This window comes from Pseudomonas sp. IAC-BECa141 (assembly GCF_020544405.1).
In the GTDB taxonomy this organism is placed as follows: domain Bacteria; phylum Pseudomonadota; class Gammaproteobacteria; order Pseudomonadales; family Pseudomonadaceae; genus Aquipseudomonas.
In genome coordinates this window covers 3,007,873-3,025,554 of the sequence record NZ_CP065410.1, presented here as the reverse complement: position 1 = coordinate 3,025,554, position 17,682 = coordinate 3,007,873, and the positions used below count along the sequence as shown (strand labels likewise).

At 61.2% G+C, this 17,682-nt stretch carries 12 protein-coding genes; 1 reads left to right on the top strand and 11 read right to left on the bottom strand.

The window, feature by feature from the left end; all coding sequences use genetic code 11:
- Positions 1-31: 31 nt before the first annotated feature.
- From I5961_RS13805 to I5961_RS13755, 11 genes are all read right to left on the bottom strand, one after another.
- On the bottom strand, positions 32-3,118 hold the full coding sequence (locus I5961_RS13805) for an autotransporter serine protease (protein WP_227235519.1): 3,087 nt from the start codon (positions 3,116-3,118) through the stop codon (positions 32-34).
- Between the two features lie 175 nt (positions 3,119-3,293).
- Entirely contained in the window at positions 3,294-6,245 is a 2,952-nt protein-coding gene (locus I5961_RS13800; RefSeq protein ID WP_227235518.1) for an autotransporter serine protease, read from the bottom strand.
- A 55-nt stretch (positions 6,246-6,300) separates the two neighbouring features.
- A complete protein-coding gene (locus tag I5961_RS13795) occupies positions 6,301-7,668 on the bottom strand; it encodes a TolC family outer membrane protein (protein WP_085696202.1) in 1,368 nt (455 codons plus the stop codon).
- 2 nt (positions 7,669-7,670) lie between these two features.
- Positions 7,671-9,020, bottom strand: a complete 1,350-nt coding sequence (locus I5961_RS13790) for an HlyD family type I secretion periplasmic adaptor subunit (protein WP_227235517.1) — start codon at positions 9,018-9,020, stop codon at positions 7,671-7,673.
- Positions 9,017-10,804, bottom strand: a complete 1,788-nt coding sequence (locus I5961_RS13785) for a type I secretion system permease/ATPase (RefSeq protein ID WP_227235516.1) — start codon at positions 10,802-10,804, stop codon at positions 9,017-9,019. Before I5961_RS13785 ends, I5961_RS13790 begins: the two co-directional genes overlap by 4 nt.
- 173 nt (positions 10,805-10,977) lie before the next feature.
- Positions 10,978-11,400, bottom strand: coding sequence for an AprI/Inh family metalloprotease inhibitor (locus tag I5961_RS13780; protein ID WP_170929683.1), 423 nt, complete (start codon positions 11,398-11,400; stop codon positions 10,978-10,980).
- Positions 11,401-11,493: 93 nt separating this feature from the next.
- Complete coding sequence (locus I5961_RS13775; protein ID WP_227235515.1) at positions 11,494-12,960, bottom strand: serralysin family metalloprotease; 1,467 nt, start codon at positions 12,958-12,960, stop codon at positions 11,494-11,496.
- Positions 12,961-13,347: 387 nt separating this feature from the next.
- On the bottom strand, positions 13,348-14,433 hold the full coding sequence (locus tag I5961_RS13770; RefSeq protein ID WP_227235514.1) for a polyamine ABC transporter substrate-binding protein: 1,086 nt from the start codon (positions 14,431-14,433) through the stop codon (positions 13,348-13,350).
- A gap of 56 nt (positions 14,434-14,489) precedes the next feature.
- Complete coding sequence (locus I5961_RS13765) at positions 14,490-14,834, bottom strand: cupin domain-containing protein (protein ID WP_011334089.1); 345 nt, start codon at positions 14,832-14,834, stop codon at positions 14,490-14,492.
- A 29-nt stretch (positions 14,835-14,863) separates the two neighbouring features.
- The gene (locus tag I5961_RS13760; protein WP_227235513.1) at positions 14,864-16,270 is read right to left on the bottom strand and encodes an NAD(P)/FAD-dependent oxidoreductase; all 1,407 of its coding nucleotides are present in this window, start codon (positions 16,268-16,270) and stop codon (positions 14,864-14,866) included.
- Positions 16,271-16,321: 51 nt separating this feature from the next.
- A complete protein-coding gene (locus I5961_RS13755; RefSeq protein ID WP_085696208.1) occupies positions 16,322-17,137 on the bottom strand; it encodes a helix-turn-helix domain-containing protein in 816 nt (271 codons plus the stop codon).
- Positions 17,138-17,400: 263 nt separating this feature from the next.
- Between I5961_RS13755 and I5961_RS13750 the strand changes: the two genes are divergently transcribed.
- Positions 17,401-17,673 (top strand): DUF1652 domain-containing protein, encoded by a 273-nt coding sequence (locus I5961_RS13750; protein ID WP_011334086.1) that lies wholly within the window; start codon positions 17,401-17,403, stop codon positions 17,671-17,673.
- The last annotated feature ends 9 nt before the right edge of the window (positions 17,674-17,682 follow it).

Genomic DNA, 17,682 nt, shown 5'->3' with positions numbered 1-17,682 from the left:
CGGCAGTTCTCTGAAGAACTGCCGTTACACCCTAGAACTGCCAGTCCAGCGTCAGGCCCACACCGTGATCCTTTTCGTTGGAGCCGATCAGCCCGTTGTAGTCCAGGTTGACCCGGACATCGCGATTGAGCGCCAGCCCGGCGCGCACGCCGACCACCGCTGCATCCCGATCCATCGACACACTTTGCACGGTGAACGCACTGTTGCCATTGACGAAAGCCAAGTGACTGTCGGAGTCCACGCTGCTCAAGTTGTGCTGCCAGCCCAGGCTTGCGCCCAGTTCCAGCTGGTGTTTCTCCGACAGGGCAAAGGTACGTTTGGCCCGCACACCGAGGGTCGACAACACCACGTCGCGGTTGTCTTCACCGCCTTTCAGTGCGGCGGCATCACCCTTCTCGGTGAAGCTGTCGCTGTCGAGGTGCACGTAGGCCAGATTGGCGAACGGCTCCAGGTTCATCGGTTGCAGGCCCAGGTCGTAGGCCGCTTCGGTGAACACTTGCGCGGTGGTCGCATCGCGCTTGGTTTTCTGTTTGCCGCTGACGCCGCCGAACTGCAGGTCACGTTTGACGTCGATGCGATGCCAGCTGTAGGCCGCACCGACGGTCAGACGCAGCGCATCGATCTGATGTCCCAGGTATGCACCCAAGTGATAGCTATCGACCGACGCGGACGAATGCGTCCCCTCGCCCATGCTCAACGAGCTGTCGCTATAACCGGTAACGAAACCCAGACGGGTATCTTCAGCGATCAAGCCGTCGACGCCGGCCAGCAGGCCGCCGATGGAGCTGGTGGAATCGGCGTATTTCGATCCGCCATCGCTCTTGCCCCATGAACCCAGCACTTTGACCCAGGCATTGCTGCGATCGTCGGTTGGTGCATTGGCATCAAACACATCCCGTTCACGCAGACGTTCGCCCACGGCATCGCGCAGGTAGCGGCTGTCGTTGATCAGCAGCGTGCCGATGGCCGGGTGAATCTCGCCGGACAGTTGCTGGAAGGCATCCTGCGCAGCGGCCGCCGACGGCAACAGCAACAGGGTTTCGAACAACGCATTGCCGGCGCCGAGGCGCTCGGCGGCAGCACCGACCGCGCGCTGGTTCGGGGTCAGGCCAACGCTGGCGAACGAGGCGCCGTTACGTCCGACGTCCAGTTGCACACCGCTCGCCGAGTAAGCCAGGGTACCGCCGAGGAACGCGTAGTCGGGCAACACTTGTCCGAACTGACCTTCAATCCCGCCCGCTGCCTGCAAGATGTTGAACCGGGTGCCGAGCAGGCTTTTCACTTCGCCCGTGGTCAACAGCGTCGGGCTGTTTTCCAGCGACATGGTCACGGTTGCGCCTTCGATCACCGCTTTGCCGCCGGCGACGATGCGGTCGCTGCTGGTCGGCGACACTTCCACCGCATAGGTCGAACCCGGCGCGAAGGTCACATCACCGGCCACGTTCAGGGTGCCGATGGAATTGCCCGGCGCCACGGTGCCGCCGCGGTTGGCGGTCAGCGCGGCGATCCGGCCGTTACCGCCGAGAATACCGCCGTCATTGACCGTCACCGCCGATTGCAGCGAGCCATTGATTGCCAGTCGACCCTGATTGACCAGAGTCGGGCCGCTGTAGGTGTTGTTGCCGGTCAGCACCAGAGTGCCGATGCCTTGCTTGGTCAGACCGCCATGGCCGGAGATGTCGTTGCGCCAGGTGTCGAGCCCGCAGGTGATGTCGTTGCACACGCGCTCGGTGGGCTTGCCCGCATCGATGATCGCGCCGATGCCCGGCAGATCGGCCACGAACTGGCCGGAACCGTAAGCGCCCTGGATGCGGAACTCTTCGGGAATGTCCTGCTCGGTGACGAACATCGCCGGGCCGTCGATGCCCTTGCGCAAGTTGATCATGCCCCAGCCATACAGGGCGTCGATGCCCGGTGCGCCGAGGTCGGTCGCAGTGGTGCGCAATACGCTGGCGACCTGATCGCCGGACATGTACGGGAAGCGCTCCATCAGCACGGCGATGGAGCCGGCCACGTGCGGCGCGGCCATCGAGGTGCCGTTGTAGTTCTTGTAGCCGGTGGTCAGGTTATCGGCGTTGGTGCCTTCGATGATCGAGCTGAAGATTTTCGTACCCGGTGCCGAGACGCAGAAACTCGCGGTGTAGCCGCAACGCGAAGAGAACGTACTCATGATGTACGGATTGGCACTGGCCAGATCCGGGTTCTTTTGCAGGGCGGCGACGGTGATCCAGTTCGGCGCGATATCCGGCACGAAATAACCGAGGCCGGCAATGGCGTCCGGGTTGTTCAGGTTGTAGTCGTTGCCCGCTGCGAAAATCGTCACGATTCCGCTGCGTGCGGCAGCGATTGCGCCGTCGTAGGCGCCGCCGGGTCTGGTGCCCAGCAGTGTGCGGATTTCGTTGAACTGCACTTGCGCGTCGTTGACGGTGAAATGCGGATACGCCGGGTCACGGCCGCCGAGGTCGAAGCGGTCGGTGATGCCGATGCCCCAGCTGTTGTTGATGATCCGTGCGCCGCTGGCGATCAGCGCATCCCAGCCGGCCTTGTACACCGCGCCGTCATTGCCGAGCACGATGCCGTCTTCCGGGCCCGGGTCGCCGTTGTCGGCGCTGATGATCTGCGCGCCGAACGCCACACCATGCATCGGCCCGCCGTCACGGCTGCCGGCGGCAATACCGCCGACGTGGGTGCCGTGGGCGCCGAGCTTGCCGTCGGAACCGACCGAGGGCGAACCGTCATAGCGGAACGCGTCCCCGGCTTTGACCGGGATGTACGGGTCGGTGTATTCGCGGATCCCCGAGGTAACCAGGGTGACGACCTTGTTGCTACCGGAAAACTCCGGATGCGCGGCGTAGACCGGCTGGTCGAAAATTCCCAGTTTCACGCCTTTGCCGGTGTAGCCGGCGGCGTAGGCGTAATCCGCACCGATGGCGCCCAGGCCCCAGTCGGCCTGGAATTCGGCGCTGCGCCAACTGCCCGGATCCCCTGACCGGCCGCTTTCCACGTAGGGCGCGGCGTGTGCGCTGCCCCAGGTGGCCAGCGCGCAGAGCAAAGCGAAATTGAGAGTTTTCAGGCGAAAGCATCCACCCGATTGCGCGGGTGTGTTGTTGTTTTTCATCCGGCGACCTTCCTTAGTGATGTTGCGAAAAATCCGTCTATTGAAGTGATCGTTGACGTGATCGTTCCCACGCTCTGCGTGGGAATGCCTCTAGGGACGCTCCGCGTCCAGTGACGCGGAGCGTCACGGTCTGCATTCCCACGCGGGAGCGTGGGAACGATCATCTCTCGGTGAGTCAGAACTGCCAGTTCAGGCTCAGGCCCACACCGTGCTGCTTCTCGCGGCTGGCCAGTTGCCCGGTGTAATCGAGGTTGATCCGCATGTCGCGGGTCAGCGCCAGGCTGGCCTGCACGCCGAGCTGCGCAGCGTCGCGCACCAGTGGCGAGCTTTCGACCGTGTACGGCGTACTGCCGCTGGCGAAGCGCAAATGCTGTTCGGAGTTGATGTCGGTCAGGCTGTGCTGCCAGCCCAGATGGCCGCTCACTTCCAGCTTCTGCGCAGACGGCAGGTCAAAGGTCTTGATCGCCCGCACGCCGAGGGTGCTCAACACTGCGTCGCGCTGATCGTCGCCGCTGTCCAGCGCGGCGGCGTCGCCCTTCTCGGTGAAGCCGTCGGTGTCGAGGTGTACGTAGGCCAGGTTGGCGAACGGCTCCAGGGCCAGCGGTTGCAGGTTCAGCCGATAAGCTGCCTCGCCGAATACCTGAGTGGTGGCGGCATCGACCTTGGCTTTCTGCCTGGCGCTGAAGTCGCCGTACTGCAAATCACGTTTCACATCGGCGCGATGCCAGCTGTAAGCGGCGCCGGTGCTCAGACGCCAGGCACCGATGTCGTGTCCGGCGTAGGCGCCGAGGTGATAGCTGTCGACCTTGGCCGAGGAATGCGTGCCCGAGCCCATGCTCAGCGAACTGTCGCTGTAACCGGTGACCAGACCGATGCGGGTTTGCTGGTCCAGCGCGCCGTCGACACCGGCCAGCAAGCCACCAATGGAGGTGCTGTAACTGGCGGTGTCCTGGCGCGAATCGGTGCTGCCCCACGCGCCCAACGCCTTGATCCAGCCGTTGTTTTGCGTGGCTTGGGCATCGTGCAGGCGTTCGCCGATGGCGTCGCGCAATTGCCGACTGTCGTTGATCAGCACCGAGCCAAGGGCCGGGTAGATTTCACCGCTCAACTGTTGAAAGGCTTGTTGGGCGTCACTGGCGGTGGCCGACAAAAGAAGGCTTTCGTACACGGAATTGCCCGCCCCCATGCCTTCCACGGCGGCGCCCACGGCGCGCTGATTCGGGGTCTGGCCGACACTGGCAAAGGATGTCCCGTTGCGCTCGACATTCAAGCCAATACCGTTGTCGCTGTAGGCCAGGCGGCCACCGATAAACAGGTAATCCGGCAGCACCGCACCGAACCGACCCTGAATGCCGCCGGCTGCTTGCAGAATGTCGTACTGCTGGCCGAGCAGGCTTCTGGCCTCGGTGGTGCTGAGCAAGGTCGGGCTGTTTTCCAGCGATAGGCTCACGGTGGCGCCGTTGATGGACGCGGTGCCGCCGGCGACGATGCGGTCGCTGCCGGTGGGAGACAACTCCACGGCGTAAGTCGAACCCGGCGCAAAGCTCACGTCACCGGCCACGTTCAACGTGCCGATGGAATTGCCCGGCGCCACGCGGCCGCCACTGTTGGCGGTCAACGCGCCGATTCGCCCGGAACCACCGAGGGCGCCGCCGTCATTGACGGTCACGGCCGAGGTCAGCGAACCGTTCACCGTCAGCAGGCCGCCATTGACCGTGGTCGGCCCGCGATAGCTGTTGTTACCGGTCAGAATCAGTCGCCCGTCGCCGGACTTGATCAAACTGCCTTGATAAACCCGAGTGGAAGCCGCTGCATCATGGGCCATGCCCACGGCGTAATCGGTCTGATCCTGCTGAGTGGCCCCTGCCGGCAGGCCGTTCTGCCAGCCTTTGCTTTGCAGTGTCTGCTGCCAGGCACTGTGCTCGGCGAGGTCTTCGCTCTGGCGCTGGATCAGTGCTTTGTCGCTGATGTCGTTGCTCCAGACATCGCTCTGCCCGGCCGCCAGATTAGCGTCGAACGCCCCAAGCAACTGCCCTGGCCCGCGCATCGCCCGGTACAGGTTGGCCACGCCCCAGCCGACTCGCTCGGTGGGCGCGTCGGTCACCGAACCGTCGAGTTGGGTGGCGGTAGTCAGCAGCACTTCGAGCGCCTGCTGATTATTCATGTACGGATAACGTTCCATCACCAGCGCCAGCGCCCCGGTGGCATGCGGCGCGGCCATCGACGTGCCGGACTTGATCGCATAACCGCCGTCGGGAATGGTGCTGTCGATTTTCGCCCCCGGCGTGGTGATGCACCAATACTTGGCGATCCCGCACTGGTTGTACTTCTGCTGATTGCTTTGATCGAGTCCCGAGACTGCCAGCCAGTGGCCTTCCAGATCCGGCTGAAAGTACGGCAGCGCCGAGCGGACGCTGGCGTTCGGATAGCCACTGTTGCCGGCGCTGAACACGTTGATCACGCCGCGACGGGAAACGTCCGCCGCCGCATCGAGCCAGGTGCCTTTGTTCCAGTGCTGGGCGTACGCGGCGTGCAGGTCCGCGAGGGTTCGGTAGCTGACATCCGGCGGCTGGCTGCCCCAACTGTTGTTGATCGCCCGCACGCCGGCATCGGCCAGGGCGTCGTACACCGCTTTGAAGTAGCGCGGATCAGGATTGGGGCCGAACAGAAAACTGTCGTTCTTGTTGGTGTTGCCGACGTAGATTTGCGCGTTGTACGCCACGCCATGCATGCCGGTGCCATCGCGGGACGCGCCCATGGTGCCGACCACGTGGGTGCCGTGGGAGTCGTTGTTCGGGTTGAGGGTGCCGTTGACGTTGAACAGCGAGCCGTCAAGGTAGCTGCCGCTGGCCAGCACCGGGTGATAACGGTCGCTGGCGAATTCGGGATGGGCGGCGTCGAAACCGGAGTCCAGCGCGCCGATCTTCACGCCCTTGCCGGTAATGCCGACGGCGTAGGCCTGATCGGCCTGCATCCGGCCCAGGCCCCAGTCACGCAGAAATTCGGCGCTGCGCCAACTGGCGGGATCGCCGGGTTTGCCGGCGTCGAGGTATTGAGCCTGGGCCGGGTTTGCAGAAATCACAAGCAGCAGGGTGCCGACCGAAATCGGCTTGATGCGTACGTCCATGTTCACCACTCTTTTTGTTGTTTTGGGTTGAAGCTTTTGCGTAAACGCTACAGCGTCATTGTGTTCGTGGGCCTTGTCCGAAGGCCTCATCCACCCGCGCCAGATCCTGTTCGCTCAAGGTGCCCGCGTAGTAATGCAATTTGGTCCAGGCCATGAGGTAGTCATAGCGTGCCTGGGCCAGGTCGCGGCGGGTGGTAAACAGTTGTTGCTCGGCGTTCAGCGCGTCGAGGTTGGTCCGCTCGCCGCCGAGAATGCTTTGCCTGGTCGACACCACCAGCGCTTCGGCCGAGGTCAGGGCCTTTTGATAGGCGCGCAATTTGCTGACTCCGGAAAGGCAGGCACTGAACTGGCGGCGCAATTCGATCAGCGTCTCGCGGGTCTTGCCGTCCAGTTCGTACTCGGCCTGCTCCATGGTGCGGCTGGCCTGACGGGTCGAGGCTGATACCCCGCCGCCGGCATACAACGGCACGCTGACTTCGAAACCGATGGTGTTGGTTTCGTAACGCTGGTTATAGGTGTTGCCGCTTTCCGACTCGTTCTGGCGCATCGTGGCGTAGGCACTGACTTTCGGCAGATGCCCGGCGCGATTGCGCTCGACTTCGTAACGCGCCACTTCCACGGCCTGACGCTGGGACGCAAGGTTCGGGTTGTTGCTGATCGCCAGTTCGTGCCAGGTGTCGTAGTTGGCTGGCATCAGGGCGAAGGTCTGGAAGTTCTGATCCAGCGGCGCCAGATCACTGATGTCCACCGCCGGCACCCCGACGAGTGCGCCCAGTTCCCGCAACGCGGCGTCCTGCTCGTTGCGCGCCTCGATTTCCTCGGCGGTCGCCAGTTCGTAACGCGACTCGGCTTCGAGGATGTCGGTGCGGGTGCCCTCGCCCTGCTTGAACATGTGCTCGTTTTGCTGGAACTGCTGCTCGTACGCCTTCTTCTTGGCCTGCGCGATGTCGATCTGATCCTGGGCAAACAAGGCCTTGGTGTAGTTATCCAGTACGCGAACCAGCAGTTCCTGGCTCTTGCCGCGAAAGTTCTCATCGGCAAACAGCGACTGGGCCACGCCCTTGCGATACGCCGCGTAGGCTTCGTAGTCGAGCAACGGCTGCTGCAGGGTCAGGCTCGAGCCGTAACTGCTGTAGTTGCGGTCATCGGTGCGGTTGCGCGCGCGTTCGTCGAGGGACGTGGCCTTGGACGAGTTGCGACCCTTGTTGTAGTTGTAACCCAGTTTCGGCAACAGGCCGGCGCGGCCGATGGCACGGTTTTCGAGGCCTGCGTCGCGTTCCTTGATCGCCCCGAGGAACACCGGGTCATTGCGCAACGCCTGTTCGTAGATTTCGAACGGCCCCATGGCCGCCACTGCGCTGTTGCCCGCGAGCAGCGCGAACGCTGCCGCCAGCATGGAAAGCTTATTCATACAGCCGAACATCCTTATTCTTCGGTCAACGCGGAACCGGCGCGGTCGAGCAGCGGCTTGAACAGGTAGTTGAGGAGTGAACGTTCGCCAGTGCGCACGAACATTTCCGCCGGCATGCCGGGCTTGATCACCAGACCGTTGAGTTTCTCCATGGCCTGATCGCTGACGCTGCTGCGCAACACGTAGTACGGCACACCGGTTTTCTCGTCGACCATCTGGTCGGCGGAAATCAGGCTGACTTCGCCGGGCACTCGTGGCGTCTTGCTCTGGTTGAACGCGGTGAACAGGATGTCGACCGGCAGGTGGGTGCCGACCTTGTCGATCAGGTTGATCGGCAGGTGCCCCTCGACTTCCAGGCGCGTGCCTTGCGGGACAATTTCCAGCAGGGTCTCGCCCTGACGCACCACGGCGCCTTCGGTGTGCACGCCGAGGTTGACCGCCACGCCGTCAGCGGTGGCGAGGATTTCGCTGTGTTGCAGGTCGAAACCGGCGGAGGTCAGTTGCTCGGACAGCGTGACGCTTTTCAGTTGCGCGTCGGCCAGTTGGGTGCGGACTTCCTTCTGGTATTCCTCGCCGTGCTGTTGCAGTTTCAATCGCGATTCAAGGATGCCCTGCTCCACCCGGCCACTTTCGCCAGTGTTCTCGGCCAGTTGCTGCTGCACCTGCGACAGTTGGCGCTGGTATTCCATCAAGCGGTTACGCGGGATGTAGCCGTTGTCTGCCAGCGGTTGCAGGTTGCTCAACTGTTGTTGCAGCGAGTCGGCCTGGGCGTTGAGATCAGTACGGGCGCGACGCATGCCCGCCAGTTGTGCAGTGGCGCCTTCAATACTGGCGCGTAGAGCGGCCTGCTCACGGGCGAACGCTTCGCGACGGCTGCTGAACAGTTGCCGTTGACCTTCGAGCACCAGTGCCAGGCGCGGATCGGCGTTGTCGCTCAGTTCTGCCGGAAAGGTCACTTGCTTGAGGTTGTCACGCTCGGCCTGCCAGCGCGCCAGGCTGGCCCAGGCCATGCGGTATTGCGCCTGCAACGACTGCACGTCGGCGGCGACCTGGGTCTGGTCGAGGCGAAACAGCGGCTGGCCCTGCTTCACGATCTCGCCTTCGCGTACCAGAATCCGGCTGACCACGCCGCTGCTCATCGACTGCACTGCTTTGCGCTTGCCCGACACCACCACGGTGCCTTGCACCGGAATGCCTTGATCCAGTGGCGCCAACGCCGCCCAGGTAAAGAAACTGCCGGCGCCGACCAGTGCCAGAATCCAGCCCATGCGGGCGAAGAACTTCGCATCGCGCTCCGGCCGCTCGGTGATGTACGCGTGCTCCATCGTCACTTCGTTTTGCGTGTTCATGTTCGCGCTGCTCATACACCCGAATTCCTTGTCGTCGGCTGATACTGTCGGCTCATGCTGAGCCCGGCCGGTGCCTGTGCAGGTTTTTCGCTTTGTTGTGGCGAGTTGCCGGGCGGATTGCCGGACAACGCTTTGAGCACATCGTGGCTCGGGCCGAAGGCTTGCAGGCGACCGTCGTTGAGCACCAACAGCTTGTCGGCCTGGGCCAGTACCGAAGAACGGTGAGTCACCAGCACCACGGTGGTGCCTTGGGCCTTGAGTTGCACGATCGCGCTGGACAATGCGGCTTCGCCGACGGTGTCGAGGTTGGAGTTCGGCTCGTCCAGCACCACCAGGCTCGGGTTGCCGTATAGCGCACGGGCCAGTGCCACGCGCTGTTTCTGGCCGCCGGACAAACCGCTGCCGTCCTCGCCCAGTTGCGTGTCGTAGCCTTGCGGCATGCGCAGGATCAGTTCGTGTACGCCGGCCTGTTGCGCGGCCGCCACGACCTTTTGCGGATCAGCTTCACTGAAGCGGGCGATGTTCTCGGCGATGCTGCCGCTGAACAATTCGATGTCTTGCGGCAGATAGCCGATATATGGGCCGAGCTGATCGCGGTTCCAGCGATGGATGTCGGCGCCGTCCAGGCGCACTGTGCCGCCGAGGGCCGGCCATACGCCGACCAGCACCCGTGCCAGGGTCGATTTGCCTGAGCCGGAGGCACCGAGCACGCCCAGCACTTCACCGGCCGCCAGGTTGAAATTGACCATGTGCAGGGTCGCGGCACGCTGTCCCGGAGGACCGGCGCTGACTTGTTCGAAGGTGATCTGGCCTTTCGGTGCCGGCAGCGCCATGGCGTCATCGCTCGGCGGGAAGGCTTGCAGCAGCGCATCGAGGCGGCGGTAAGCCAGCTTCGCCCCGCTCCACTGTTTCCATACGGCGATCAACTGGTCGATCGGGCTCAGTACCCGGCCCATCAGGATGGAGCCGGCGATCATCATGCCGGCGGTCATGTCGCCCTTGATCACCAGCAATGCGCCGAGGCCCAGCACCAGCGATTGCAGGCACAGACGCAAGGTCTTGCTCAATGAGCTGATGACTGCGCCAGTGTCGCTGGCCTGGTTTTGCAGGCCAAGGAAGCGCGAATGCACCTGGAACCAACGCTTGCGCAAGGCGCCGAGCATGCCCATGGCTTGAATGGTTTCAGCGTTGTGCAGATGGCTGGTGGCCAACTGGCTGGATTTCTGCGAGTAACCGGCAGCTTCGCCCAGCGGCTTTTTGGTCATGTATTCGTTCAGGCACGCCAGCGCGATCAGCAGCAGCGCCCCCGCCGTGGCCAGCACGCCGAGCCAGACGTTGAACAGGTAAATCACGAACAGATAGACCGGAAACCACGGCGCATCGAAGAACGCGAACAGCGCGGGCCCGGTGACGAATTGGCGAATGTGGGTCAGGTCGCCCAGCGACTGCCCGGCGTTGCCCTCGCCCTTGAACAGGTTGCGCTCGAACGCCGCCTGATAGACCCGCAGATTGAAACGGCGCTCCAACTGGCTGCCGATGCGGATCACGATAAAGCTGCGCACCACTTCCAGCAGCCCGATGAAGGCAAAGAAACCCACGACCATCAGCGACAGCATCGCCAGGGTGGTCTCGTTTTGCGAAGACAACACTCGGTCATAGACCTGCAGCATATATATGGAGGGCACCAGCATCAGCACGTTAATCAGTGCGGTAAAGCATCCGACGCTGATCAGAATGCTTTTATAGTCACCCAATGCCTTGAATAAGGGAGCGGTGGCTGGGGCCTTCGCCATGTTCATTGATCATTCCTGAAATGATTGAGCTCGCCCAACAATGTCGAGCGCTCAATTGTTATATCGCTTACCTGCGAGAGATGACTTGCAAGTATCCGCTTACACTTTCACAACAACTTTTCGAATACTTATAACTTTCGGGTACTTCTTTATATTCGCTTCGTTCATTAACGGCAGCGTTATTGCTCGATACGCTTGAGCGTCACGATCAGACCCGACTTCAAAGTGCTGGAATAAAGTCCGTCATGTTGTCGGCCGAAGAACTTGATTCTTGAGCCTTCCTTGCCGGTGATGGACAGACCGTCCGGATCGGGAAACCAGCCGATGGCGTTTTCTTGCAGCCATGCGCTCAGGCAATCAGCCCCATGGCCCAGCGTCTGGTTCGGCTCAAGGTCGATTACGCAGGTATTGGAGGGTTTGTCTTGCAGCGCCTGCGCTTCTGGAGCGTCATGGGCGGCGGTCAGCGTGGCTTGCCAGTGTCCGGCAAATACCGATGGATCTTCGAGTCTGAGGCTGCTTGCCATGGTTGTTTCTCCAGAAATCATCATCAGCATCGGCATGAAACAGGTGACTGCCATGCGGGAAAAGAGGTTTTGAATCATAGGAAATATCACTCCGGCGTGTAGCCTTGCGCACGCAGCGAGACGAAGCAAGCGAAGAAAGCGGCGCATCAAGCGCCGCTTTCCCTTGTCACATTACGCCACGATGTCGCTGGCGGCTGCCTGGCCAACGGTGCTGACCTGGAAATCAGCTACGCCGTGACCGGAGAAGTCCACCGACAACAGGCTGTTGCCACCCGAAGACGTCAGCACTGCATCACCCGCCGCACCGGTGAAGGCGCTGACGAAGTGCAGGCCGGCGCCTTTGGTGATACCGGTCAGGTCGATCTTGTCCAGGCCGCTGACGAAATCGAGGATCTGATCGATCGCACCCGGCTTGGAGTCAGAGCTGGCCGCGAACACAAAAGTGTCCGAACCCGCGCCGCCCCACAGCTTGTCGGCACCACCGGCTCCGTAGAGGATGTCGTTGCCGGCACCGCCCTTGAGCTCGTTGGCCACACTGTTGCCGATCAGCAGATCGTTGCCGGAGCCGCCGATCGCGTTCTCGATGGTGACGCCTTTGGCGATGGACACGTTGCCCACCAGGCCGCCAACGTCGGAGAACGAGGCTTCATTAAGGTTGATCTTCTGGTTCTGGGTGAAACCCGAGAAGTCGAAGGTGTCCTTGCCGCCCGCATCCCACACCGAGAACACCAGCTTGTCGGCCGACGACGAAGCGCTGAGGAAATCGCGACCGGCGTTGGAGTTGAAGCCGTAGGTGGTGTCACCGGTACGGGTGGTCATGTTGGCGCCGTAGAGTTTCTGGATCGCGGCAATGTCATCCATCAGCGGGCCGGAGGAATAGGCTTCCACGCCGCCCTTGCTGAAGTTCTGGCTGGTATTGCTTTCGCTCCAGTAACTCATGACGCTGTAGCCGCGGGTGTCTTGGCCGTAGGTCGCGTCGTTGTAGGTCGGGTTGCCGTTGCCGGCGTTGTAGTCGCCCGGGTGCGCCAGGCCAAGGGTATGGCCGATTTCGTGAGTCAGGGTCTGACGACCGTAGTTGTTCAGATCCGGGTTTTTGTTTTGCGTATAGCCACTGTTGATCAGGTACCACGACGTGCCGTCGTAACCGGCGCCGGTGCCTGGCAGATAAGCGAACGCTGCAGCGCCATCCTGGCCGCTGCTGTAGTTACCGAAGGTCATGTGGCCGTCGCCGCCCGAGGCTTTCTCGGTGAAGGTCACGTTGGCCACATCGGCCCAGGATTGCATGGCGAGCACGGCCTGGGCTTTTTGTTGAGCGCTGAACTGACTGAACCCGCTGATCCCGTGCTTGTTCATCGTGCTGGACGATGCCGAAGTCAGGAACGTGTAGGTGAGTTCGATTTTGCCGCTGCCGTCCTTGTCCTGGTAGGCAGCGCCGTCGCGCAGCAACTGGGTTGCGGCCTGGTCGACGGAAAAGGAGGGTTTGCCATTGACCGTGAGGTTGCCGCCACGATCGTACTGATGGCTGAAGCTATTGATCTGGTTATACGCCGTGCTGGTCGCTGCCAGAGGTTGCGGCGCCGCGCCCAGCTGGAAAGCCTGTTCGGCGGTATCAATAGCGTTAGCTTTTACTTTCGACATAAACACACTTCCTTGTATAGCAATGGAACAGTTTTTGTCCGATAGCGACAACCTCTGGCGAGATTGTCCTATCACTCGCCCAATGAAGGCGTAAGAAACCTGACACAATTTGAAATCTAACGTCTAGCGTTTTTTTGAGATCAAATTGAACTGTTCCGGGAAACTCCCGTAAACAAAGCGCGTGCGCCAGAAAGAAGTTTGCAAGTGCAGTGAGCCTGCCTAATTGTCTGACGATTTATTATTTAAATATTAAATATCGGTAAGTTGTTTTTTGTTAGCAGCGTCTCACTTTGCTGCACTTTATCAGTGCAACGCCAGTGTATTGATATCAAGTTGTCCCAACAGCACCTGTTCAGGCGAGGGCGGTACCGCCCTCGCCTGTTTTCTTCAGCTGCCGGTGCGAATCTTGTTCCACACCCGCGTGCGGATCCGGTCGATGTTCAGTGGCATCGCCTCCAGTGCGAACAGTTTGCCCATCATTTCCGGGCTCGGATAAATCTTGGTGTCATTTTTGATCGCCGGATCGATCAGGCTGTCAGCCTGTTCGTTGCCATTGGCGTAATGCACGTAGTTGCTGATGCCGGCCATCACGTCGGGCTGCAGCAGGTAGTTCATGAAGGCGTAGCCGGCCTTCTCGTCCGGCGCATCCGCGGGCATGGCGACCATGTCGAACCAGATCGCGGCGCCTTCCTTGGGAATCTCGTAGCCGATTTCGATGCCGTTCTTCGCCTCTTTGGCACGATTTTCCGCTTGCAGGATGTCGCCGGAGAAACCGACGGCCACGCAAATGTCGCCATTGGCCAAGTCGCTGGTGTACTTCGAAGAATGGAAATAGCTGACATACGGCCGCACTTTCATCAGCAGCGCTTCAGCTTTCTTGTAGTCCTCGGGGTTCTTGCTGTGATGCGGCAAACCCAGGTAGTTGAGCGCTGCCGGCAGCAGTTCCGGGCCGTTGTCGAGGATCGCGACACCACACTTCTGCAGCTTTTCCATGTATTCGGGTTTGAAGATCAAGTCCCAGGAGTCCACTGGCGCGTTATCACCCAGCACGGCCTTGACCTTGGCGATGTTGTAGCCGATGCCTGTGCTGCCCCACAGGTACGGAAAGCCGTGTTCGTTGCCCGGATCGTTGGTCTGCAAGGCCTTGAGCAACACCGGGTTGAGGTTCTTCCAGTTCGGCAACTGGCTCTTGTCGAGCTTCTTCAGCGCCCCGCCCTCGATCTGCCGCGCCATGAAGTGGTTGGACGGAAACACCACGTCGTAACCGGATTTGCCGGTCATCAGCTTGCCATCAAGGGTTTCGTTGCTGTCGTAGACGTCGTAGGTAACGCCAATGCCACTGGCCTTTTCGAAGTTCTTGGCGGTGTCCGGCGCGATGTAGTCGGACCAGTTGTAAACCTTGACCGTATCCGCCGCCTGAGCGAGGGAGACGGCGAGCATCAAGGGTGCGAGTGCGAGGGTCTTTCGGATCATGGATCGATTCCTGTGTTGACTATTGTTGTTGGCAGGCAATCAAAAGGATCAAAGCGTCAGAAAATCAGGACATAGGTCTTGCGTACGGTTTCCTCGATGTCCCAGATCCCGAGCGTATTGGCCGGCAACATCAGCGCGTCGCCACCTTGTATGTGCAGGGTTTCGCCGCCGTCGTCCGGGGTGAACGTGCAGCGACCGGAAATGAAATGGCAGAACTCCTGAGCGGTGATCTGCCGCCGCCAGCGACCGGGCGTGCATTCCCAGACGCCGGTTTCAACGCCGTCATCGCGCTCGACGCTGGTGGTCGAGGCAATCGCCACCGGCGTGCCGAGCGGCACGGCCACCGGGTTGGACTCATCCAGTTGCAACGTGGCGGTGTTCTTGAATTGGGTGATGCTCATGGCGTTACCTGTCTCTTGATAAACAACGTTCAGTGCATGAAACCTTCCATGAACCCGGCCACGCGGCTGGCAAGCTTGCGCCGCCAGGGCGCGGTCGCCGGGTTGGCCAGGGTCTGATCTTCGTGGACAAAGCTTTTGATGATCGCGTTGTAGCCGAGCCAGCGGCACGGCTCCGGCTCCCAGGCTCGCAGTGCGTGGATCCCGCCGTCGGGCAGCACCCACGGTTGATGTGTCAGCTCGGTGTCGCGCTCGAGAATCAGATCCGCAAGCGTCCGCCCGCCCAGGTTGGAAGCGCCGACACCCTCCCCGCCATAGCCGCCAGACAGCGCGATGCCGTTGGCCCGATCACAGAGCATGTGCGGTTTGAAATGCCGGGACATGCCGAGATTGCCGCCCCAGGCGTGGGTGATCTGAACGTTTTTCAGTTGAGGGAACAGCTCGCCGAACAGGTAGCGGCGCTGCTCGACTTCATCGCGGGTCAGGTCGAAGTTGTGGCGCAGCTTGCCGGCGAATTGATAGCCGCCACGGGCGCCGAAGATCAGCCGGTTATCAGCGCTGCGCTGGCCGTAAGTGACCTGACGGCTGAACTCGCTGAAAGCCTGGCCCCGACTGAGGCCGATCGCGTCCCAGGTCGCGGCGGACAACGGCTCGGTGGCGACGATCAGGCTCTGTACCGGTAATTGATAACGGCCCAGCGGTGGCAGCGTGACCGAATACCCTTCGATCGCCGGAACGATCCAGCGGCTGCGCACGCTGGCCTTGTCGGTGCGCAGGCTGCCGGCCTGCCAATGGGTCACCGGGCTGTTTTCGTAAATCTTCACCCCCATGCTTTCGACGGCTCGCGCCAGGCCCCGCACCAGTTTTGCCGGGTGAATGGTCGCCACATGTGGCGCGAAGATGCCGCCGTAAGGTTTGGCGAGGCGCAGCTGCTGCGCCAGCTGTTCGGGGCTGAGCCAGCGGTAATCGTCGTCGGTCAGTCCCTGGGCGTGGAGTTTTTTCAGGTAATCGCGAAGACTGACTTCCTGCTCGGGATAGCGCGCGGCGCAGTACAGCACCCCGCCTTTGCGGTAATCGCAGTCGATGCCTTCGCGTTCGAGGACAGTCGCCACCTCATCCGGAATGCCGTGCAGCAAGTCGTAAGAAGCGCGGCGTTGTTGCGGCGACAGCCCTGCCAGCAGGCGATCTTCCCCCAGCAGATTGCCCATCAACCAGCCGCCATTGCGGCCGGACGCACCGAAGCCTGCGGTTTGCGCCTCGATGATGGCGATGTTCAGGCTCGGCGCCTGTTGTTTCAGGTAGTACGCAGTCCACAACCCGGTGTAACCGGCGCCGATGATCGCCACGTCGACGTCCAGGTCCTGCGCAAGCGACGCACGCGCGGTCAGCGGCTCGTCGAGTTGGTCCATCCACAAACTGATAGTGCGCCACGCCGGCATGCAAGACTCCGCCAATCCAGGTTTCGATGGCGTCGATCCTAGAGGCAGAACTCAGGAATTGTCTTGCGCGCGTGTCCGCAAAGAAATTTGCTTCGCGTAGGCCTTGGGCGACTGGCCGGTGTGCTGGCGAAAGCAGCTATAGAACGCCGACAGCGAATTGAAACCGGCGGCGAAGGCCAGTTCGTCGATGCGCAGCGGCGCAGCAGCGTTGTCCAGCGACCGCAATAGATGTTGCAGCCGCGCCTGATTGACGTAGCGGTAGAAGCTTTGCCCCAACACCTGATTCAGCAAATAGGAAATCTGGTTGCGGCTGTACCCGCACTCCTTCGCCACCCGTTGCAGGTCGAGTTCGGGGTCGAGATAAGGCTGCTGACTTTGAAAATACTGCTGCAAGTCATCGGCCATGAAGCTCAACTGGCGCGGCGACAAACCCAGCCGACTCACGGCCGGGCGCTGGCTGCTTGCCGTCGGGCTGTCGGCCTGTTCGCGCACCAGCGAGGCATATTCGTTGACCCGCCAGATCTGACCGTCCTTGACCGTGATCGCTTCGCTGGACCGAAACGACACTAGCCCGTTACCGCCGCGCAACGTCACTTCGTATTGAATGAACGCGGTATTGCCGTCGATGCGGATGCGGTCGCAATGTTCCAGCGCTTCGTCGGATTCACGCGGCATGCTGACCCGGACGTACTCGCGCAACTCGTCGAGGCCAAGCACGCGGTTCTGGAAGAAATCGTTGTACTGGATGTCCGGGTGGTACAGCGCCATCACGCCATCCAGGTCCCGGTGTTTCCAGCACAGGTGATAGCGCATGACCGTTTCGGCCGTGGCCCGGGTCTGTTCCGGGCCGTCATCATCGGCGTGCATAAGGGACTCTTGGAAAAAGAACCGAGCTTGCCCAACTTCTGGCGCTGCATCAATAACCCGACCGTGATGGCATTTTGGCGACGATTGGAGTGAACCGTGACTTACATCAAAAAAGTCCGCGCAATCGCTAAATGAACTGAAAATTCTCACAGGAAATTCACATTCAGATGCTACTTTTAAGGCAATCACCGGTTGGGCCAATGAAGGCTCTTCCCACCTACCATGAGCAAACGGAAGCGCTCGATGAAGAAGGCGGGCAACACATGAATAAAGGGTCAAGCAAGGTCACGTTCCCCAATGCTTGCCAGCTGATGCGCTGGCATTTTCATCCAATGGGTTTCGAGGCGACCATGGATGCGCCCGGCAGCCTGGTCGCCCGCCTGTTCGATCGGGCCAGCGGCGAAACCCTGATCGCGATCGCCGGCATTCCCTGTGCCACGGTGATGAATGCGGCGGATGTGGAGCGAATAATCGAAGCTGTGGAGGATGAGCTGGAGGCTTTCATTCCTCCTGAATCTCTCAAGAGTTACGCATAACTTGCTGAT